Consider the following 19,373-nt stretch of genomic DNA (forward strand, 5'->3'; position numbering starts at 1 on the left):
CGGGTCGGCGAGCGGCGGGTCGGCGAGCGGCGGGTCGGCGAGCGGCGGGTCGGCGAGCGGCGGGTCGGCGAGCGGCGGGTCGGCGAGCGGGTCGTTCATGGCGTCATGCTCGCACGTGCCGGCCGCCGGATGGGCCGGAGATGGTTAGGCTGCGCGAATGGTGCGGGATGAGCTGCTTCGGCTGCGGGCGAGCTCGGTGGCCGAGGCGGCGACGCTTGCGGAGAACCTGGAGGCGCTGTTCGTGGCTTCGCGGGACTCCAACGCGGACGACGAGCACGACCCGGAGGGGGCGACGATCGGCTTCGAGCGCGCCCAGCTCACCTCCCTGCTGGGGGCGGCCCGGGAACGGATCGCCGAGGTCGACGACGCGCTCGGGCGGGTGGACGCGGGGACCTACGGCATCTGCGAACGATGCGGGCAGCCGATCGCCGCCGAGCGGCTCGAGGCGCGACCGTTCGCCCGGTGGTGCATCGCGTGCGCGTGAAGGCGGGGCGGGCCACTTGCGGGTGAGGCGGGCGGATAGGGCTAGGGGCCGCCGACTCGGAGGACGTCGCTCAGGCGTAGCCGGCGGCGGACGGTGGACTCGGCGGCCACCACGACGGCCAGGGTTGCCAGCAGGAGTGCGGTCGTCACTACCGGGAGCCACCAGGGCAGGGTGATCGCCGGGTCGGACAGCTGGCCGGTCAACGTGCGCAAGGCCAGCGGGGCGAACGTCAGTTTGATCAGGAGCAGGGCCAGCAGCGGGCCGCAGACGGCGGCGACCAGGGCTGGGGGCTGGAGCTCGGCGGCGGCGACCCGGTGGGCGTCGCGGGGGCGCAGACCGAGGGTGCGCAGGCGGGCCAGGGTCTCCCAGCGGGACGGGGCGCTCGCGGCGGCGGCCAGGGCGAAGCTCAGCAGTCCCAGCAGCAGCAACGTCGCGGCGGCAGCCCAGTCCAGGGCGGCCAGGCCGGCGTTCAGGGGCAGCGAACGGCGGTCGGAAAGCACCTCCGACCGGACCTCGACGTGGCCGCCCAGTCCGAGCATCTTGACGGCGGCGGCCGCACCCGGGCCGGTCGCCCAGATCGTGTCGGGGTGGTAGGGCAGGCCCGCGGACGCGTCGACGACGATCACGTCGGTGGCGCTGCCCACGATGGGGGCGGTGCCGACGGCGGTCAGCGGGTAGACGGTGCTGTCGGCGGAGTTGCCGAGGACCACTTTGTCGTTGGGCAGGCGCAGCTGCAGGGTCTGGCCGGGGTGCAGGCTGCCGTCGCCGGCGCGGACCAGGGCCCGCGGGCCGGTCAGGCCGTTCAGTCCGGGGGCGTCGGGCAGCGGGGTGGCGGCCAGGAGACGCCGGAACTGCGCGGCGTCGACGATCACCAGGCTCGGGGTCAGCGAATTGCCGTCGGCGATCACGCGTACGCCGTCGATCACCTGGGCCGGCACCGCCCGCGTCACCCCCGGCGCGGCGGCCACCTGAGCGGCTATCTCCGGGATCTTGTCCGAGCTGTCGGGGCCGGCGTCGAGACGGGCGTCGGCGCCCACCGACTGCCACGCGCCGTCGGCCATGCCCCGGGCGGTGGTCGCCTCGAGGGTCACCGCGAAGCCGGCCAGGGCCACCGCCGTGGTCAGCACCAGCAGCGGCAGCGCCCGGGTGGACGTGGCGGCGGCGCGGGCGGCCCCGAAGACGGCCAGCGGGCTGCGTGACCGCAGCGTCTGGCGCAGCACCAGGCCGGTGCCGGCCGGCATCAGGCGCACCAGCAGCAGCGCCCCGGCCACCACGCCGAGGGTGGGGGCGCCGGCCGGCAGGGCGGTGTCGGCGACCCCGCGCTGGCGCAGCGAGACGATCGCGCCGGCGGCGGCGGCCAGCACGGCGAGGTCGACGGAGGCGCGGCGCAACTGGACGGTGCGTTCCTGCCACCGGCGGGCGGAACGGTTGGCGGGGACGCGACGGTCCCGGGTGGCGCGAGCGGCCGCGAGAACGCCGAACGCGGGACCGGCAAGGACGGCGCAGACGACGACCGGCGCGGCCCAGGGCAGCGCGGCACCACCGGCCAGAAGATAGGCCGCCGCCAGCCCGAGCGCCGCGGCGGGCAGGGCGGTCACGAGCGACTCGAGAAGCAACTCGGCGAAGAGGGTGGGCAGCCCGGCGCCCCGCTGCCGGGCCGTGGTCAGGGCCGCCGACCGGCGGCGGGCGAGCAGGTCGGCGGCGAGGAGCAGCACGAGTACGGCGCCGGCGAGGACGGCGATCAGCAGCACCGAGGCCTGGGCCTGGGCGGCGTCGACCTGGGCGCGTACGTCCCGCAGGACGCCGTCGAGGCGGGTGTCCCACTTGAGCGAGGAGTCGCGCTCGCCGGAGGAGGCCGAGGTGCTTTTCAGGGCCGCGACGGTGGCGGCCAGTTCCTGGGCGGACTGCCAAGTGATCTTGTCAGGGTCGGCGGCGAACCAGACCGTACGCCGGAACTGGTCCTCGAGGAAGGCGAGCCGGCCGTCGGGCAGCGAGTCGGCCGTGAGCAGCCCGCCCAGGCGGGTGCTTCCGGAGCCGTCGAGGTCGGCGGCCGGGCGCACGAGCCAGGGCGCCACCAGCCAGGCCGGGTCGTTCGGGTCGTCGACCCGGAAGATGCCGCTGACCAGCACGTTGTACTTGGTGCGCAGGTCGTCCTGGACCGGCACGGGATCACCCGGCCGGAGCTTGAGCGCGGCCGCGTTGGCCTCGGAGAGCCCGACCTGCACCTGCCACTTCGGGCCGTTGAGCGGGATCTCGATGTTGCCGGCCGCGGTGGCCCCGGGCGCGTGGCCGGAGACCCAGGTGACGGCCGGCCCGCCGTGCTCGTCGCGGACGTAGTCGGCCTGGAAGTGCCGCTGCACGCTGCCATCGGTGACCTGCAGCGTCACGCTGCTGACGGCGGTGATCGGGGCCTTCAGCGCGGTGCGCAGCTCCGGGTCGAGCTGTCCCTCGGCCCGGGTGCGGAAGTCGTCGACGTCCTCGGACAGCGAGGGGTAACGGACCCGGCCGCCGTTGGGTCCGTAGTCGGGCTCCCACTCCGCCTGCACCTGCACCGCGGCGTCGGATCCGGCGCGGCGGATCGCTTCCCGGGCGGCCTTGTCGGCGGTGCTGCGCAGGAGCGGGGGTACGGCCGCGGCCAGCGTCGTGATGAGCAGGACGACGACCGCGACCAGAAGCAGGGGACCCAGGTCGGCTCGGGCGCGGCCCCGGATGCTGGGCCAGTGCAGGGCGCTCATGAGGTGACTCGCAGGTGGGCCGCGTCGGCGCGGCGGGACTGGACGGTGACGACCGCGGCGACCGCGAGCCCCACCCCGGCGATCAGCAGGGCCGCCAGCAGGCCGAGATGCAGCCACGGCCAGTGCGGTGCGGCGGTCGGCACCGGGGCGGCGCCGGTGTCGGAACGGATCAGCAGCGGCGCGACGGCCACGGTAGCGAGGGCGCCGACCAGCGCACCGGTGACGAGCAGCGGCAACAGGACGGCCGCGTGCTCACCGAGCAGGGCGGCGCGGATGTCACGGCGGGACATGCCGAGGCCCCGGAGCCGGGCCACCTCGAGCGCCCGCAGCTGTACGTCGTAGGCGACGTGCAGGACGACACCGCCGAACAGCAGTGCGATCGCGGCCGCCACCAGGACCTTGAGCACGGCCGGCACCGAGGCCCGCAACGGGCTGCCGACCAGGCGCGCGGTCTCCCCCGTACGCGTCTTGGACTTGCCGATGTGCAGGGCCGCGACCTTCGCGGCCGCGTCGGACCGGGGGTTCGCCGCCCACCAGCCGGTGACCGGCGAATCGAAGTCACCGTGGATCACCAGGGTGCGGGACAGGGTGTCGATGTCGGCCAGCGCCGAGGGCGAGCCGGGAGCGGACGGCACGGTCGGCACGATCGAGGCGACCACGGCGGAGACCGGCGTCAGCCCGTACGTCAGGCTCAATGCCGTCCCGAGGTGGGCGTTGGTGTCCTCGGCGAACCGCGCCGACACGGCGAGCGGAACCGGCGCGGGATCGTCGAACGTGGTGGCGACGAGCATGCGGCTCAGGTCGGACGGGTCGGCGAACTGGACGCCCGCCCGCATCCGCAACCGGTTGCCGTCGGCGGCCACCGCCGGATCGGTGAGCTGCCGCGACTCGGGCGACGCGGCGTGCGCCGACCACGACCCGGCGGCCGGTCCGGGCAGGGTCAGCGTCACGTCCACCTTGCTGTTGGGATCGCCCTCCCAGCCCGACACGAACGGCAGCGCCACCGCGACGAGGCGCAGCCCGGCGACCGGCACGCAGTCGGGGATCGAGTGGGGCCGGCCGTCGAGCACGATCGACGGCCCGGTGCAGGCGGTCCGCAGGCCGGCCTCGTCCTGCAGCAGCAGCCGCGGGGTCACGGCGACGGGCGTGTCGCGGGTCGCCGTCCCCCGCACCGTCAGGACCGCGCCGGCGGCCGGCGACGGGCCGGTGACCGCGCCCGAGGGCGCGATGCCGGTCGCGACCGAGGCCGAGCCGCGGCCCCGCATCAGGGGCCGGCGGGTGTCCACCGCGATCAGTCGCGGTGGAGCCCCCGTTCCGCCGAGCCACTGGCCGACGGCGACGTTCCGGTCGGCGGCCGGGCTGATCGTCGCGCCGGTCGCGGCGGCGACGGCCGCGCTCTGCCCGGCGACCGGGGGCGCGTCGAGGGTGACCGCGAGGTCGGTGCCGACAAGCAGGTCGGCCTGGTCGTGCTGGGACTGCGTCCAGGTCGCGCCGAACGCGGTGCCGAACGTGGCGGCCGCGCAGGCGAGGCCGATGAGCAGGCCGGCCGCGAACGCCTGCGGCCGGCGGGCGGCCTGGAACGCGGCGAGCGCGACGACCAGGCCGCGGGTCCTCGCGGCGGCCCGTTCGGCCCACCGCAGCAGCGGCGGGAGCAGGCGCAGGGTCAGGGCGGCGCCGGCGGCCAGGAGCAGGGCGGGGGCCAGCACGCGTACGGTGTCGGCACGCGAGTCGGCGGCGTCCGGTTGCGCCCGCAGCTGCCACCAGCCGGCCACCGCGAGCGCGAACAGCAGCACGTCGGCGCCGGAGCGGGCGAGCAGCTCGCGCCGGCCGCGCCGGTCCCCGGTGGAGGCGGGCCGGATGGCGAGCACGACGTGCAGCACGGCCAGCGCGACGGCGCCGCCGGCCACCGCCAGCAGTTGAGCCGGCGTGACCACCGGCCGGGTGGCGAGCCCCGCCCCGGACAGCGGCGGCACGTGGGTGAGCAGCGCGTGCAGTCCGGACGACGCCGGGACGGCGAGCACCACGGCCGACCCGGCGAGCAGGAAGGCCTCGGCGGAGGCGAGCGCGGCGAGCTGCCCGGGGCTGGTGCCGAGCGCGCTGAGCAGCGAGGTCTCCCCCGCCCGTACGCCGGTGGTGAGCCGGCCCGCCAGGCCGAGCGCGATGGCGGTGAGCAGGATGCCGATGAGGGCGAGCGCGAGCACCGACCCGGCCGTCAGCTCCTGCTGGTTCCGGGCGTCGAGCAGGGTCTGCGGCAGCGGCGAGGAGACCCGCTCGATCGAGACCCGGTCGCCGAGTGTGCCGCCGAGCCGCCGGTCGGCCCCGAGCAGCGCCTCGGTGACCCGGTCCAGGTCGGAACCGGACGGATCGCTGAGGTCGGGGCGGGCGGTGACCTCGAGCCGGTCGAGGGCGGAGCCGCCGGCGAGCAGGTCGTCGAGCCCGACCAGGATCGGCCCGTACGCGTTGACGTCCTTCGCGTAGACGGCGTCCTTGGGATCGGGGTCGAACCCGGCCCCGCCGAGCGGATCACGGTCCCAGCCGGCGTCGGGCAGCGGGTGCACGATCCCGACCACCGTCACGGTCATCGGTGGCGCCGGGTCGCGGCCCAGCTCACGCCCCAGCTCGAGGCGGCTGCCGGCCTTGACGCCGAGCAGCCGCGCGGTGTTGTCGAACAGGGTGGCCTCGCCCCGGGCCCGCGGCCACCGGCCGGTGACGAGGCGGGCCTGGTCCTCGATCCCCTCGACGCCGGACAGGTAGGCCTCGCTGAGCAGGTCGCGGTTGTCGTCGCTGAAGGCCGGCAGGGTGCGCATCACCGACGACGCCCGGGTCGAGGTGGTGGCGTGGAACGGGGCGAGGGCCGAGGTCAGGACCATCCGGGTGTCGGCCGCCACCGGACGCGCGTCGGCCGCCGCGATGGTGACGGTGTAGGCGGTGGCCGAGACCTCGTCCGGGGCGGCCCGGGAGGCGGCCACCTCGACAGCCCGGTCGGAGGTGCGGGTGACGAGCAGCGCCGACACCCCGAGCAGCGTCGATCCCAGGGTGAGGACCGCGAGCAGGCACAGGAGCAGCGGCCACTGGGCCCGGGCGCGCCGCAGGAGCAGCGCGGTCACGTCGTCAGCTGACCGTCGGCGATGTGGATGACGCGGTCGGCGAGGGCCATCATGACCGGGTCGTGGGTGGACACGAGCGCGGTCACGCCCTCGGACTCGACGACGCCCCGCAGCAGCGCCATCACCGACAGGCCGGTCTCGGCGTCGAGCTGCCCGGTGGGTTCGTCGGCGATGAGCAGGCGGGGCGAGGCGGCGAGCGCGCGGGCGATGGCGACGCGCTGCTGCTGGCCGCCGGAGAGCTCGCCGGGTCGCTGCCGGGCGTGCTCGGCCAGCCCGACCAGCTGCAGCAGCAGGTCGACCCGGCGCTCCCGCTCGGCGCGGGCGGTGCGGGCGAGCCGCAGCGGCACGCCCACGTTCTCCGCGGCGGACAGGACCGGGATCAGGCCGAAGGTCTGGAAGATGTACGAGACCTTGTCGCGCCGCAGATCCGAGAGCTGGGACTCGTCCATGCCGGTCACCTCGACCCCGTCGACGGTGACCGAGCCCTGGTCCGGCCGGTCGAGGCCGCCGATGACGTTGAGCAGGGTGGTCTTGCCGGAGCCGGAGCGGCCGACGAGGGCGACCATGGTGCCGGCCTCGACCTCGAACGAGATGTCGCGCAGCGCGTGCACGGCGGTGGCCCCGCTGCCGAAGGTGCGGTGCACCCCCTGGACGGTGAGGATCATGCGTCCGGCCTGATCGTGACGTGGTCGGGTTCGAGCGCGAGACGCACCCGACGGGTGAGCGCCAGCGCCTCCCGGTAGTCGCGCGGGATCTGCACCCGGCCGGCCCGGTCCATCACGGCGTATTCCTCGGCTATCACGTGGGTGTCGCCGTTGTCGGCGGTGGCGGTGCGGCGCAGCACCTCGCTGCTGGTGCGGCCGTCCCGGATGGCGACGGTACGCTCGACCTGGCCGCTGACCGACGGGTCGTGGGTGACCACGACGACGGTCACCCCGAGCTCGCGGTTGACGTCGCGCATCGCCCCGAACACCTCGACCGAGGTGGCGGTGTCGAGCTCACCCGTGGGTTCGTCGGCGAACAGCACGCGCGGCTCGTTGGCGAGCGCGACCGCGATCGCGACGCGCTGCTGCTGGCCGCCGGAGAGCTGACCGGGCCGGCGGTCGGCGCAGTCACCGACGCCGAGCATGCGCAGCAGCTCGAGGCTGCGCTCCCGCCGCACGCCGGTGGCCACCCGCGCGGCCGTCATCGGCAGGTCGACCATCTGCCGGGCGGTCAGATAGGGCACCAGGTTGCTGGCGGTCTGCTGGCGCACGAAACCGACCGCCTTGCGCCGGTAGCGCACGCGGTCGGTGCGGGACATGCCGAGCAGGTCCCACTTGTCGACCCGGGCCCGTCCGGCGGTCGGCGCGTCGATGCCGGCGAGGATGGACAGCAGTGTGGACTTGCCGGACCCGGAGGCGCCGACCACGGCCACCATCTCGCCACTGTCGACGATCAGGTCGAGGCCCTGCAGCGCCTGCACCTCGATCGGCCCGGACTGATAGATGCGCACGAGGCTCTCGCAGACGATGAGCGCGTCGGCGCCGAACTCGGGGGTGGGGGGTGGAGGAGCAGGAAAAGACAGCGGTGGTGCTGACAATCTGTCCTCCTCGGGCCCCGTTCGGCGCCCACCATACAGCTAAGGCGCGAGCCGCGTCACAAGAACTTACGCACCACCTTCAGGGTGCCGTCGACACCCCAGCCGGCGGTGGTCACCAGGCGGTCCCCGAAGATCGCCCACTCGGCGATCAGCGACCCGGCCCGGTCCATCGCGCGGCGGGCGGCCTCGAAGTCCTCGGGGTCCTCGCGCAGGTCCCACAGGTGCCGGGCCTGGTCCCAGGCGTGCGCCCGGGTGACCCGCACGAGCAGGCGCTGCGACCAGTCGTCGAGGCTGCCGGCGAGTTCGTCGAGCTCGAGCTGCCAGGCGTCGGAGAACAGTCGCCGCAGGGGCGGGATCTCCTCGTAGAAGATCTGGTTGACCAGCAGGTAGTCGGGATGGATCGTGTCGTCGGTGGGCGCGCCCACCTCGTTCCACGTGCCGATCAGCGCCAGCGCCAGGTCGTGGTTGATGTGGGCGTTGACGCCGAGCATCGCCGCGGTCAGCTTGGACATGGCGACGTCGCCGCTGCGCTTGAACAGCACCTCCCACACGTCGGGGGTGGCCTCGTCGTCGTTGTTCCACAGGCTGAGCGCGTCGAAGTAGCGTTTCGCGAACTCGACGTCGAGCAGCTCGAGGAAGTCGGGTTCGTTGACGCCGGTGCGCAGCGCCCCGTCGACCCGGCGGGTGATCGTCAGGTAGAGGGTGTTGAACGCCGCGACCCGGTTGGCCGCGGGGCTGGGCGGTAGTCGGTCGAAGATCTCCTGCGTGATCACCAGTTTCTTGATCACGGCGTCGATGCCCTGCGGCTGGTCCGCGAGGACCTCGCCCATCCGCTGCCGCAGCGGGTCCCAACCGCGGCCCGGTGGGATCCCGAGCGCGGAGAACTCCTGCCTCATCTCCTTGAACAGGCCGGCGCTTCCGCGCACGAGCTCCCGGTCGAACGATGTCGTCATGCAACCAGGGTGAGCACCACGTCCTCGCCGGGCCAGCACCTTGTCGGCAACCTGATCGGGCCCACTCCGCTGGGTGCCGGCGCGGCTACTTTCAGTCGGCCGCCACGGTCAGGGTGCCGAGTCCGGCCACCGCGTCGATGTCCAGGGCCGGGCCTCCGGCGCCCTTGCCCCCGGTGAGCCGGGTGCCCTTGTCGATCCCGTTCGTCGTGCGGCCGTCGAGCACCACCTTGCCGCCGCCGGCGCGCAGCAGCACGGTCACCGGCACCGGCTCGGCGGTGGTGATCTGCCAGGTGTTGACCCCGCCGGACATCTTGATCGGCAACGTGCCGCCGAACTTGCCGAGGTCCATCGTGATGCGGGCGGCACCGCCGCCGAGATCGACGCGGCGCAGCCGGGCCCCGGCCAGGTCGTAGTTCGCCGTGGTCACCCCGCCGGTCATCCGGATCGCCCAGGTCACCCTGCTGTTCAGCTTCACGTCGAGCCGCCCGCTGCCCTTACCGGCGGCGGCGTTCGGGTCGAGCTTCGCGGTGCTGCCGCCGATCGTCAGGCGGGGCCGCAGCCCGCTGCCGGCCGGGGTGCTGAACCGCACCGTATCGGTGCCGAGGTCGGCGCTCGTCACGTTGAGCTCGACCACGTCGTCGGTCAGTTCGAAGGTGCCTGAGGTGAACGGCAGTGCGGCGGCCGGGGCCGGGCTCGTCGGGGGCGGCGCGCTCGGCGTGCTCGGCGCACTCGGCGCACTCGGGCCGGTGCTCACCGTCGGCACCGGCGCCGGTTCCACCGACACCGGCGGATTCTGGTCAGCGGGCAGGGCGCCGTCGGGCTGCTCCGGCACGGGCGCCGCGGTCACCCCCGGCTGCGCCGGCGGGCCGTCGCGCAGCACCATCCGGGCCAGCACCAGCACGCTGCCGCCGAGGAAGACCACGGCGGCCAGGACGGCGAGAAGAAGTCGCAGGCCGCGGCGGGCCGGGCGGGGCGGGGGGCTGATCAGCAGGGTCGGTTGCGGCTCCGGAGGGTACGGCGGGGAGGCCGGTTCCGCGGGCTCGGTCCCGTCCGGATACCAGTCGGCGGCAGGTCCCATCCGATGGGGCGCGTCCGGCCAGTAGTCGGAGATGTTGGGCAGGCCGCCGGCCGACTCGGGGTGGGAGCCGGGAGCCGGGGTGTCGAGGTCACTCGAAGCGGAGCCGTCCACGCGATCGTCTCCTCGGTACGGCCGGGCACCCCCTGCGCCCGGCTGCGTATGGCGTCGTGGATCAATACGCGGGGACACCGGTCGTCGGTTCGATTTCGGCGGGAGACGTTCGGGAACCGGCCAAAGACGGGCTTTACTCGCACCCTTGCCTAAAGCCTCTTTCGCCGCAAGAATGCCTTTTCGAAAGTTTAAGAAGGTCTTAGGCCGTAGGAGCGGATGTTACATGCCCCACGAGAACGAGCTGAACGACCTTCGGACCGACGGGTGGTTCCAGGACCCGCTCTCCGACGCTCCGACGGCCCTCATTCCGTACACTCCGCGCCTGCCGGTCCGGCCGGCGGCCGAGCCCTCCACGAAGGCCCGTCAGGTGCTTCTCGCCTGCGGCGCCGCGGTCGTCGTCGGTGTCTCCGGCGTGATGGCACTGATCGTCACCGCCGACGACGAGCGGCCGGGCGGGATCACCGAGCAGCTCGCGTTCCCCTCGTTCGCGCCGCTGACCCCGGTCTCGCTGCTCCCGGCCCCGGCGACCAGCGCCGCCGCCCCGGCCCCGCCGGTGGTGATCGCCCCGACCACGCGGCCGGTCGCCGATCGCACCACGCGCCCGGCGGCGCCCACCTCCGCCCCGGCGGTGACCAAGCCGCCGGCGGCACCCGTCCAGTTCGTCGCCGGCGCACGGATCGGCCTGGAGATCGACGGCCGGTCCGGCGTACGCCTCAGACACCGCAACTGGGTCGCCCGGGCCGATGCCATCGGGTCTTCCAGTAACGCCCTGGACAAGGCCGACTCGAGCTTCGTGGTGCGGACCGGACTCGCGAGCGACCGCTGCTTCTCGTTCGAGTCGGTCAATTACCCGGGCTATTACCTGCGGCACAAGAACTTCGTGCTCCGCCTGGAGCGGCGCGGCGCGCGCGAGAACCCGCAGATGTTCAACCAGGACGCCTCGTTCTGCCCCAGGCCCACCCCGGACGGCAGCGCTGTCGTCCTGGAATCGAGCAATTTCCCGGACCGGGCCCTGCGTCTCGGCGGAGACGACGTCTTCCGCCTCGAGCAGGGCACCGGCACGGCGTTCGTGGTGCGCACGGCCCTGGCCTAGGCGCCCGCGCGGTCCAGCCGGTCGAGCTGCTCGTCGGAGAGCTTCACGTCCAGGGCGGGCAGCGCGTCCTCGAACTGCTGGGTGGTGCGGGGGCCGATCAGCGGCAGCACCCGCGGCTCGCTCCGGTGCATCAGCCACGCCAGCACCAGCTGGTTGGGCGTGACCCCGGCCTCGGCCGCGACCTCCCGCACCGCCGCGATCCGCGCGTCGGCGTCCGGGCCGGCGTAGCTCTCCATCATCCAGTGGCCGGTCCGCTTGGCCGCCGAGTCGTAGACGCCCTTCAGGATCGGCGAATAGGCGACAAGCGTCTGGTCGTCGTTGTCGCGCAGATAGTCGAGCTGCTCGGCACCGACGATCGACGTGCTCTCGAGGCCCGCCCTCGGCCGCAGGTAGCTGTGCTGCTGCTGGACCGCGACCGGCAGCGGCCAGCCGTTGCGCTCGCACAGGCCGCGGATCCGCTCGAGCCGCCACGTGCGCACGTTGGACCAGCCCAGGTAACGGATCTTGCCGGCCGAGACGAGCCCGGCCAGTGCCTCGAGGGTCTCCGCCAGCGGCGTCGCCTTGTCGTCGACGTGGAGGTAATAGAGGTCGACGTGGTCGGTGCCGAGCCGCCGCAGGCTGCCGTCGAGCGCATCCCGCAGGGTCCGGGCGCCCGCCCCGGCGAACGTACGCCGGGCCAGCTCCCAGTCGGGCGTGCCGTCCGCCGCCCACAGGTCCGGCGAATAGGTGGGCAGCGCGCTGCCCTTGGTCGCGAGGAAGATGTCGTCCCGCCGGTGACCGGCGCGCATCCAGCGGCCGAGGAGTTCCTCGCTCTCCCCACCGCGGCTGCCCGGTCTCGCCCACCACTCGTAGCAGTCGGCGGTGTCGATGAAGGACCCGCCGACGTCCAGATAGCGGTCGAGGATCCGGATCGAGTCCGGTTCGCTCGTCGCGTTGCCCATCTGCATCGCGCCCAGAGCGAGCTTGCTGACCTGCGTGCCGGTCCGGCCCAGTTCGATCGTCTGCATGCCGACGACGCTAGGACCTGGAGCGCACTCCAGGTCAACGTCGATCTCTCCGGCCCCGTAGGGTTCGGATTCATGGACCGGTTACTGGCGGCGGCACTCGACCTGTTCGCCGCCCACGGGGTCAGTGCCACCTCGACCCGGATGATCGCCGACCGCGCGGGCGTCCCGCCGGAGCAGATGCCGCCGATGGACGACCTCGTCCTCGCGGTGATCGCCCCCGCCCTCGACCGCTTCGCGGTGATCGCCGATCACGCCGAGGCCCAGCGCGGCCACGCCGCCCGCCGCGAAGCCGTCCTCGCCGGCGTGGTCGACCTGGTCATCGAGTTCCGCAAGGTGTCGACGACGCTGAGCTTCGACCCGGTGGTGATCCGCATCCTGCGGTCCAACCCGGCGGTGCGTAACCTGCACCGCATCCGCCGTCTGCTCGGCGGCACCGCCCCCGACCCGGGCAGCCGGGTGCGCATGGCGGTGATCAGCGGCGGCCTGATGATGGCCGGCGCCGACCCGGCCGTGGCCGGCCTCGACGACGAGGACTTCCGCGACCACCTGCTGGCCGCGGGCCGGCGCATCCTCACCGGCTGACAGAGCCGGGGCCGGCTGACCGAGCGGGCCGGCTGACCGAGCGGGCCGGCTGACCGAGCGGGCCGGCTGACCGAGCGGGCCGGCTGACAGCTCCGCACCGCGGGACCGGCGGGCGCAGGGTGGCCGCGACGTGCACGGCCACCCTGCAATGGTTCCTCCGGTGACCGCTCAGTGGGCCATCGCCTTCGGGGCGTCCGGGTCGACGTCGAGCGGGCCGCTGCGGAAGGTCACCGCCGAGACGAGCGCGACCAGCAGGAAGAAGCCGACCGACCACCAGAACACGGTGTGGTAGCTGGACAGCTGGGCCTGCGCCTGGACCAGCGCCGACGGGGTCCGGCCCACCAGGTAGTCGGTGGCCGCCGAGGCGGCGAACGAGCTCAGCAGGGCGGTGCCGATCGAGCCGCCGATCTGCTGCACGGTGTTGATCATCGCCGAGGCGACGCCCGCGTCGTGGTGGTCGACGCCGCTGGTGGCGGCGTTCTGGGTGGGGGCGAAGATCAGGCCGAGACCGAGACCCATGACGATCAGGCCGGGCAGGACGCCGGACGCGTACGACGAGTCCAGGTCCAGCCGGGTCATCCAGGCCATGCCGGCGGCCGCGATCAGGGCGCCGACCGGCACCAGCGGGCGCGGGCCGATCTTCGGCGTCAGCAGCGCGCCCAGCGTGGTCGCGGACAGCATGATCGAGGCCAGCATCGGCAGGAACGCGAGGCCGGTGCGGATCGGGGTGAAGCCCAGGAACGAGACCAGGTAGTAGGTCAGGAACAGGAAGATGCCGAACATGCCGGCGCCGGCGATGCCGATCGACAGGTACGAGCCACCTCGGTTACGGTCGAGCACCACACGCAGCGGCAGCAACGGATGCGGCACCCGCAGTTCGATGAACACGAAGGCGATCAGCACGAGCACGCCGCCGATCATCGGGATCAGCGTGACCGGGGCGGTCCACCCGTCGGTCTCCGCCTTGCCGAGGCCGAACACCAGGCCGACCAGGCCGGCGATGGCGGCGACGGCGCCCGGGACGTCGATCCGGTCGCGGTTGGCGATCGCCTCGTCCTGCAGCTTGCGGAGGGCGCCGATCGCGGCGACGACCGCGATGACCAGGTTGACGTAGAGGCACCAGCGCCACGACAGGTACTCGGTCAGCACGCCGCCGAGCAGCAGGCCGACCGCGCCGCCGGCGCCGGAGATGGCACCGAAGATGCCGAACGCCTTGCCCCGGTCGGCGGGCTCGGTGAACGTGGTGGACAACAGCGACAGGGCGGCCGGGGCGAGGGCCGCACCGAACGCACCCTGCAGGGCACGCGCGAAGATCAGCATCTCGATCCCGTTGGCCGCGCCACCCAGGGCGGACGCGAGCGCGAAACCGGTGAGGCCGATGAGGAACATGCGCTTGCGGCCGAAGAAGTCACTGAGTCGGCCGCCGAGCAGCAGCAGGCTGCCGAACGCGAGGGCGTAGCCGGTGACGACCCACTGCCGGCCTGCGTCGGAGAAACCGAGGTCGGTCTGGGCGGTGGGCAGGGCGATGTTCACGATCGTGGCGTCGAGCACCACCATGAGCTGGGCCATGGCGAGAACGACAAGCGACCACCAGCGACCATCGCCGGTGTCCTGACCGACCGGGCCGGACGGGCGGGTGACTTCGGTTGCGGTACTCATGGAACGCCTTTCACGAGCTGCGGGGACGGATCCCCGGATGCATCGGTTACTCGGCGTGGGACTTGAGGAGGTGCTGGGCGGCTCCTCCCGAAAAGCAACCCCGGCACCACCCGGTGATCGGGTTCCAGCTCTCGGCCTAAGATCCACTTCGTGGCTGAACGCGTTCAAAATTCGCTGACGCCGGCCTCCGCGCGATGGTGCGCGGGGGCGGCGACGGTGTACTGCGTGATGGTCGGAGTTGTCGTCCACTCCGGCGAGGCGGCGGATCTCCGGCAGTTCGGCTGGTTCCTCGGCGGAACCGCCACGCTGAGCACACTGGCACCCCAGCTGTTCCGCCGGCGCGCCGCATTCATGGCGGCCGCCTGGACGGCGATCGCGCTGATCGCGGTCGGCAGCGTTCTGTTCGTGTTCTTCGGTGCTTGCCTGTTTGTGCCGGCCGTCCTGATGCTGGTCGTCGCCGTGCTCCAGGGCGAGCGACAGGTGCACGCCCCGCCTGCTCGCTAGCTCCGCGGGGCGCTGGTCGGGGACTGCGCGGCGGGGAACGCGGCGCCGGTCAGTCGCTCGGCGGTCCGCCAGCTGCGCTGGGCCTCGTCCGTGCTGGTCAGGCGGGAGTAGAGGGCCTGCTCGGCGGGCGCACCGGCCAGGTGACCGAGACCGCTCGGGCCGTAGAGGCGGGCACCGCGGGCGGTCGAGGACGTGGCGGCGAACAGGGCCGGGAGGGCGGCCGACTCGACGGTGCCGAGCAGGACGCCGCGCCGGGACAGGGTGCGGATCACCCGTACGCCGAGCGTGTCCTTTGATCTGCCGAGCTCCGGGCGGGCGGCCAGCAGGTTGGTGGGCGCGACGCCCGGGTGGGCGAGGTTGCTGGTGATGCCCCAGCCGGCGGCCTGGCTGCGCCGGTCCAGCTCCAGGCCGAAAAGGCCGAAGGCGATCTTCGATTGACTGTACGCGCGGCCGCCGCTGTAGGACTTCTCCCAGTTCAGGTCGGGCCAGTTGATGGCATTCTGGTTGGCGGCGATGCTGATCTGCGAGGTCACCCGGGCCTGACCGGCGCGCAGCAGCGGCAACAGGTGGGCGACCAGCGCGAAGTGGCCGAGGTGGTTGCTGCCGAACTGCAGCTCGAAACCGTCGGCGGTGAGCTGGCGCTCGGGCGGGGTCATCACGCCGGCGTTGTTGATCAGAAGGTGGATCGGGCGGTTCTCGGCGGTCAGCGTGGCGGCGAGGGCGCTGACCGAGCTCAGCGACGAAAGGTCAAGCTCGCGCAGCGAAAGAGCGGCGCCCGGGTGCTGCCGCCGGATCTTCTCGATCGCGGCCTCGCCCTTGCCCCGATTGCGTACGGGCATGATCACCTCAGCGCCCGCAGCGGCGAGGCGGGCCGCGATGACGAGGCCGACGCCGTCGCTGGCTCCGGTGACGACTGCGAGTTTCCCGGAGAGGTCGGGAACGGTGATGTCCGGCTGGGTGCGTGCCATGGTCGTACTCCATCTTCGGTCGGCGTTTGCCCGGCCTTCTCAGGCTTCTGGGCCGTTCTCAGGCTCTTGGGCCGTTCTCAGGCTGCCGGGTAGCCGGGGAGTTAGCCACGGTCTAACGGTCCGCGGCTGCGGCGCGGCGCCGGTGGTAAAACCGAGAAATGATCGATCGAGCCGGGCTTGCCGCGTTCCTGCGACACCGCCGGGAAGCGCTGCAGCCGGAGGACGTCGGCCTGCCGCGCGGACGACGGCGCCGGACGGCCGGGTTACGTCGCGAAGAGGTGGCCACGCTCTGCCACCTGTCGGCCGACTACTACAGTCGGCTCGAGCAGGAGCGCGGCCCCAACCCGTCCGAGCAGTTGATCGCGTCGATCGCGCAGGGACTGCACCTGACGCTCGACGAACGTGACCATCTGTATCGGCTAGCCGGTCACCAACCGCCGTCGCGGGGTGCCGCCAGCGAGCACATCAGCCCCGGGCTGCTCCGCATCCTGGACCGGCTGGCCGACACCCCGGCCGAGGTGGTGACGGAATTGGGCGAGACGCTGAGGCAGACTCCGCTCGGGGTCTCGCTCACCGGTGACCTCACCCGCTACACGGGGCCGGCCCGCAGCCTCGGTTACCGATGGTTCACCGATCCCGCCTGCCGGGCGCGCTATCACCCGGAGGACCACGACTTGCACTCACGGGTCTTCGCCTCCGGGTTACGGCAGATGGTCACCTTGCGTGGGCCCGACTCGTGGGCCGCTCACCTTCAGCGAGATCTGCTCGACCGCAGCGCGGAGTTCCGGGGCTTCTGGAACGAACAGGAAGTCGGTGTGCGCTACAGCCACGTCAAACGGTTCGTCCACCCCGAGGTCGGCACGCTCGAAGTGACGTGTCAGGCCCTTCTCGACCCGGACCAGTCGCACTCGCTTCTCGTCTACACGGCCGCTCCGGGAACCGAGAGCCACGAGAAGCTCCAATTCCTGTCGGTGCTGTCGGCGAGCGCCTGAAACGGATCTGCCGCACCTGGATGGTTCGTTCCGCAACGGCGTCCACAGGGGATCCCGCGGACGGCGTCGGCGGGCGATAATCGGGGCTATGCGAGAAGATCCGCCGGATCCGTTCGAGCAGTTGTCCGGCTGGGCCGCACGGACCGAGCGCAAGGTCAAGGCGGGGCGACGGCTCCGCTGGATCCGGTTCCTGCCCGCGGGCGCGGTGGGGCTCGCGGCCGTGGCGGTGCTGGTGTTCGTGATTCGGTCGGTCTCCACGGGCGGGGACGCCGGGCCGGCCGACGACATCGAGGCCGCGCCGCCCGCGATCAGCGTCACCACCTCGCCGGAAGCGGCGGCACGCACCGACGCGTTTGCGGGAACGGCGGCGGCCGGTTATCCGAAAGGGGCCGCGGGCATCACCCTTCCGCCGGCCCGGGCGGTGCCCGGATTCTCCGCCGATCAGGTGCAGGCGGCGCTGGGACACGTGCGCGCGGCCATGATCGCGGGGCGGCTCGACGAGGACATGCTCGTCGGGCACAAAACGGGGCGGTTCGTCGCGATGTTCGCGGCCAACCAGCGCCAAATGCTCGAGAAGGACTTCGCCGGGGACGGCTTCGACACGTACGCGACATGGATCGATCCGGCAGTGAAGCTCGACGCCCGGGAAGAACCGCGAGTCAGTGGCCGCGTCACCTACACCTCCGTCAAAGAGGACGGAATTCAGACGCTGCGCGTCACCACCAACTTCGTCTGGGTGTACGCGTTCGACCGAGCCGACAAGCCGCTCGCCGTCGTGCACGACGAGATCCGATGGCGGTTCCCGTCGACGGCCGACCTGCGCGCCGGCGATCAAGGCATGTGGTTCGGGCCGGTGCGGGCCTACAACGCGCTCATCGACTGCGCGGCGATCAAGCGCGGCCTGCTCGCACCCACGCCACCCGGCGCCGGAGCGGCCGGGCCGATCCAGGACGAGGATGCGCTGCTTCGCGCCGACCACGCGCTGGAGATCAAGGAGAACTGCTAGGCCGTCAAGTAGCCGGTCCTCAGGTAGCCGGCCCTCAAGAAGGTGGCGCGTCGGCCGATAGTCGGACGTGCTCCCCTTGCGCCTGTACGCCGTTGCGACCTCGATCGTCGTGGCGCTGTACGCGCTGCTCCCCTCCTCGACGAACCGGTCCGCGTTCTTCCTGCTCGTCACGATCGGTGTCATGCCGGCCGTGCTCGTCGCGCTCCGCCGGGCCCCGGCCGGATGGCGCCTCGCCTGGTGGCTGCTGCTCGCCGCGATGACGCTCTACAACATCGGCACCGTGATCTGGCTCTGGATCGTCGTCGTCGACGGCAACACCACCGGCGACGGCACCGTCGCCGAAGTCTTCCTCGGTGCCGGCAGCATCCTCGTGCTCGGCACCGCCCTCGTCGTGATCGTGCAACGCGGGCGCCGCGACATCGGCGGCATCATCGACTCGGTGATCACCGCGCTGGCGCTCACCGGCATCTTCTGGGACTCCCTGCTACTACCGGCTCTCAGCGACCAGCACGCCACGGCGGGACGCCAAGTCGCGGTCTTCGTCAACGTTCTCGTCATGGCCGGGACCCTCGGCGCCCTCCTGCGGATCTCCCTCGCCTCCCCCGCCGATGCGGGCGAGCTCACCTCGGTGCGACTGCTCACCGTCTCGGTCGGGATCGCGTTGTTCGGCAACGTGGCGGGTGCGCTCGCCGTCGACCCGCTCACCGGGGCGCGCGCCGACTGGACCAACGTCGCCTACCTGGCCGCGTACGCCGTACTCGGCTGCGCCGCCCTCCACCCCTCGGTCGCGACCGTGACCAGACCCGGCGAAGCGCCTGTGGACGACCTCAGCACCCGCCGCCTCGCGTTCCTCGGCGCGATGCTCGCCCTGAGCCCGCTCATCGGGGGCGGCCGGGTCATCTTCGGCCTGCCCACCGACGGCACGCTGATCGCCCTCTCGTCGGCCGCGCTCATCCCGCTCGTGATGATCCGGATCGCCCGGCTGTCCCAGGCCCGCCGCCGGCCGAGCGGGCACTCCGCCGGATGGCGACCTCCGACCCGCTCACCGGGCTGCCCAACCGCGCGGCCTGCGTCGACCACCTCACCGCGGCGCTCGCGACCGACCCGGCCGGGCTCGCCGTGCTGTTCTGCGACCTCGACGGCTTCAAACCGGTGAACGACCGGCTCGGGCACGCCGCCGGGGACGAACTGCTCGTCGCGGTCGCCGACCACCTGCGGGCCGACCTCCGTGAAGGCGACATGGTCAGCCGGTTCGGCGGCGACGAGTTCGTCATCGTCACCCGCGGCGAGGACGCGGTCGAGGTGATCGCGTCGCGGATAGGTGCGCTGGCCGCCCGTACCCTCTCCGCGGCCGGCACCGAGGTGCGCATCGGCGTCAGCGTGGGCGTAGCCCACGCCCAGCCGGACGACCGCACCGACGACGTCCTGACCCGGGCCGACATGGCAATGTACGAGGCCAAGAAGTCGAAGGCGATCGGTGCCCTCAGCCTTGCTGTCGCTTAGCCGTCAGCC

The 19,373-nt window shown here is 72.9% G+C and carries 17 protein-coding genes; 8 read left to right on the forward strand and 9 right to left on the reverse strand.

Going from position 1 to position 19,373, the window contains the following annotated elements; genetic code table 11:
• Positions 1 to 157 precede the first annotated feature (157 nt).
• Positions 158 to 484, forward strand: coding sequence for a TraR/DksA family transcriptional regulator (locus tag Afe05nite_RS15360; RefSeq protein WP_203817778.1), 327 nt, complete (start codon positions 158 to 160; stop codon positions 482 to 484).
• A gap of 41 nt (positions 485 to 525) precedes the next feature.
• Here Afe05nite_RS15360 and Afe05nite_RS15365 read toward each other — a convergent pair whose 3' ends face one another.
• The 6 genes from Afe05nite_RS15365 to Afe05nite_RS15390 all read right to left on the reverse strand — a co-directional run bounded on the left by Afe05nite_RS15365 (position 526) and on the right by Afe05nite_RS15390 (position 10,050).
• The gene (locus tag Afe05nite_RS15365; RefSeq protein ID WP_203817779.1) at positions 526 to 3,219 is read right to left on the reverse strand and encodes an FtsX-like permease family protein; all 2,694 of its coding nucleotides are present in this window, start codon (positions 3,217 to 3,219) and stop codon (positions 526 to 528) included.
• A complete protein-coding gene (locus Afe05nite_RS15370; protein ID WP_203817780.1) occupies positions 3,216 to 6,326 on the reverse strand; it encodes an FtsX-like permease family protein in 3,111 nt (1,036 codons plus the stop codon). Before Afe05nite_RS15370 ends, Afe05nite_RS15365 begins: the two co-directional genes overlap by 4 nt.
• Positions 6,323 to 6,991, reverse strand: coding sequence for an ABC transporter ATP-binding protein (locus Afe05nite_RS15375; protein WP_203817781.1), 669 nt, complete (start codon positions 6,989 to 6,991; stop codon positions 6,323 to 6,325). Before Afe05nite_RS15375 ends, Afe05nite_RS15370 begins: the two co-directional genes overlap by 4 nt.
• The gene (locus Afe05nite_RS15380) at positions 6,988 to 7,893 is read right to left on the reverse strand and encodes an ABC transporter ATP-binding protein (RefSeq protein WP_239117865.1); all 906 of its coding nucleotides are present in this window, start codon (positions 7,891 to 7,893) and stop codon (positions 6,988 to 6,990) included. Before Afe05nite_RS15380 ends, Afe05nite_RS15375 begins: the two co-directional genes overlap by 4 nt.
• A 71-nt stretch (positions 7,894 to 7,964) precedes the next feature.
• Positions 7,965 to 8,861 carry a DUF5995 family protein gene (locus Afe05nite_RS15385; protein ID WP_203817783.1) on the reverse strand — a complete coding sequence of 299 codons (897 nt, stop codon included), beginning with the start codon at positions 8,859 to 8,861 and terminating at the stop codon, positions 7,965 to 7,967.
• Between the two features lie 91 nt (positions 8,862 to 8,952).
• On the reverse strand, positions 8,953 to 10,050 hold the full coding sequence (locus Afe05nite_RS15390) for a toast rack family protein (RefSeq protein ID WP_203817784.1): 1,098 nt from the start codon (positions 10,048 to 10,050) through the stop codon (positions 8,953 to 8,955).
• Between the two features lie 223 nt (positions 10,051 to 10,273).
• Here Afe05nite_RS15390 and Afe05nite_RS15395 point away from each other — a divergent pair, with 223 nt between their 5' ends.
• Positions 10,274 to 11,143, forward strand: coding sequence for an AbfB domain-containing protein (locus Afe05nite_RS15395; RefSeq protein ID WP_203817785.1), 870 nt, complete (start codon positions 10,274 to 10,276; stop codon positions 11,141 to 11,143).
• On the opposite strand, the gene Afe05nite_RS15400 is transcribed toward Afe05nite_RS15395, so the two are convergent.
• The gene (locus Afe05nite_RS15400; RefSeq protein WP_203817786.1) at positions 11,140 to 12,150 is read right to left on the reverse strand and encodes an aldo/keto reductase; all 1,011 of its coding nucleotides are present in this window, start codon (positions 12,148 to 12,150) and stop codon (positions 11,140 to 11,142) included. The two genes, Afe05nite_RS15395 and Afe05nite_RS15400, sit on opposite strands and share 4 nt — an antisense overlap.
• A 72-nt stretch (positions 12,151 to 12,222) precedes the next feature.
• Between Afe05nite_RS15400 and Afe05nite_RS15405 the strand changes: the two genes are divergently transcribed.
• Positions 12,223 to 12,732, forward strand: coding sequence for a TetR family transcriptional regulator (locus tag Afe05nite_RS15405; protein ID WP_203817787.1), 510 nt, complete (start codon positions 12,223 to 12,225; stop codon positions 12,730 to 12,732).
• A gap of 168 nt (positions 12,733 to 12,900) precedes the next feature.
• Here the strand turns inward: Afe05nite_RS15405 and Afe05nite_RS15410 are convergent, their stop codons facing one another.
• The gene (locus tag Afe05nite_RS15410) at positions 12,901 to 14,391 is read right to left on the reverse strand and encodes a DHA2 family efflux MFS transporter permease subunit (RefSeq protein ID WP_203817788.1); all 1,491 of its coding nucleotides are present in this window, start codon (positions 14,389 to 14,391) and stop codon (positions 12,901 to 12,903) included.
• A 150-nt stretch (positions 14,392 to 14,541) separates the two neighbouring features.
• Here Afe05nite_RS15410 and Afe05nite_RS15415 point away from each other — a divergent pair, with 150 nt between their 5' ends.
• Positions 14,542 to 14,895, forward strand: coding sequence for a hypothetical protein (locus Afe05nite_RS15415; RefSeq protein ID WP_203817789.1), 354 nt, complete (start codon positions 14,542 to 14,544; stop codon positions 14,893 to 14,895).
• Here the strand turns inward: Afe05nite_RS15415 and Afe05nite_RS15420 are convergent.
• Entirely contained in the window at positions 14,892 to 15,863 is a 972-nt protein-coding gene (locus Afe05nite_RS15420) for an SDR family oxidoreductase (RefSeq protein ID WP_203817790.1), read from the reverse strand. The two genes, Afe05nite_RS15415 and Afe05nite_RS15420, sit on opposite strands and share 4 nt — an antisense overlap.
• Before the next feature lie 158 nt (positions 15,864 to 16,021).
• Here Afe05nite_RS15420 and Afe05nite_RS15425 point away from each other — a divergent pair, with 158 nt between their 5' ends.
• The 4 genes from Afe05nite_RS15425 to Afe05nite_RS43765 all read left to right on the forward strand — a co-directional run bounded on the left by Afe05nite_RS15425 (position 16,022) and on the right by Afe05nite_RS43765 (position 19,364).
• On the forward strand, positions 16,022 to 16,855 hold the full coding sequence (locus Afe05nite_RS15425) for a helix-turn-helix transcriptional regulator (protein ID WP_203817791.1): 834 nt from the start codon (positions 16,022 to 16,024) through the stop codon (positions 16,853 to 16,855).
• A gap of 88 nt (positions 16,856 to 16,943) precedes the next feature.
• On the forward strand, positions 16,944 to 17,861 hold the full coding sequence (locus Afe05nite_RS15430) for a hypothetical protein (protein ID WP_203817792.1): 918 nt from the start codon (positions 16,944 to 16,946) through the stop codon (positions 17,859 to 17,861).
• Positions 17,862 to 17,937: 76 nt separating this feature from the next.
• The gene (locus tag Afe05nite_RS43760) at positions 17,938 to 19,017 is read left to right on the forward strand and encodes a hypothetical protein (protein ID WP_239117835.1); all 1,080 of its coding nucleotides are present in this window, start codon (positions 17,938 to 17,940) and stop codon (positions 19,015 to 19,017) included.
• Positions 18,912 to 19,364: a GGDEF domain-containing protein gene (locus Afe05nite_RS43765; RefSeq protein WP_239117866.1), complete on the forward strand. Its 453-nt coding sequence runs from the start codon at positions 18,912 to 18,914 to the stop codon at positions 19,362 to 19,364. The genes Afe05nite_RS43760 and Afe05nite_RS43765 overlap by 106 nt, the downstream gene beginning before the upstream one ends.
• Positions 19,365 to 19,373: the final 9 nt, after the last annotated feature.

The sequence above is a fragment of the Paractinoplanes ferrugineus genome (genome assembly GCF_016862195.1).
In the GTDB taxonomy this organism is placed as follows: domain Bacteria; phylum Actinomycetota; class Actinomycetes; order Mycobacteriales; family Micromonosporaceae; genus Actinoplanes; species Actinoplanes ferrugineus.

What these genes read in the sequence shown, in the direction of transcription:
- Afe05nite_RS15360 (WP_203817778.1), top strand. Translation starts at nt 158, where the DNA reads ATGGTGCGGGATGAGCTGCTTCGGCTGCGGGCGAGCTCGGTGGCCGAG.
- Afe05nite_RS15365 (WP_203817779.1), bottom strand. Translation starts at nt 3,219, where the DNA reads ATGAGCGCCCTGCACTGGCCCAGCATCCGGGGCCGCGCCCGAGCCGAC.
- Afe05nite_RS15375 (WP_203817781.1), bottom strand. Translation starts at nt 6,991, where the DNA reads ATGATCCTCACCGTCCAGGGGGTGCACCGCACCTTCGGCAGCGGGGCC.
- Afe05nite_RS15385 (WP_203817783.1), bottom strand. Translation starts at nt 8,861, where the DNA reads ATGACGACATCGTTCGACCGGGAGCTCGTGCGCGGAAGCGCCGGCCTG.
- Afe05nite_RS15395 (WP_203817785.1), top strand. Translation starts at nt 10,274, where the DNA reads ATGCCCCACGAGAACGAGCTGAACGACCTTCGGACCGACGGGTGGTTC.
- Afe05nite_RS15400 (WP_203817786.1), bottom strand. Translation starts at nt 12,150, where the DNA reads ATGCAGACGATCGAACTGGGCCGGACCGGCACGCAGGTCAGCAAGCTC.
- Afe05nite_RS15405 (WP_203817787.1), top strand. Translation starts at nt 12,223, where the DNA reads ATGGACCGGTTACTGGCGGCGGCACTCGACCTGTTCGCCGCCCACGGG.
- Afe05nite_RS15410 (WP_203817788.1), bottom strand. Translation starts at nt 14,391, where the DNA reads ATGAGTACCGCAACCGAAGTCACCCGCCCGTCCGGCCCGGTCGGTCAG.
- Afe05nite_RS15420 (WP_203817790.1), bottom strand. Translation starts at nt 15,863, where the DNA reads ATGGCACGCACCCAGCCGGACATCACCGTTCCCGACCTCTCCGGGAAA.
- Afe05nite_RS15425 (WP_203817791.1), top strand. Translation starts at nt 16,022, where the DNA reads ATGATCGATCGAGCCGGGCTTGCCGCGTTCCTGCGACACCGCCGGGAA.
- Afe05nite_RS15430 (WP_203817792.1), top strand. Translation starts at nt 16,944, where the DNA reads ATGCGAGAAGATCCGCCGGATCCGTTCGAGCAGTTGTCCGGCTGGGCC.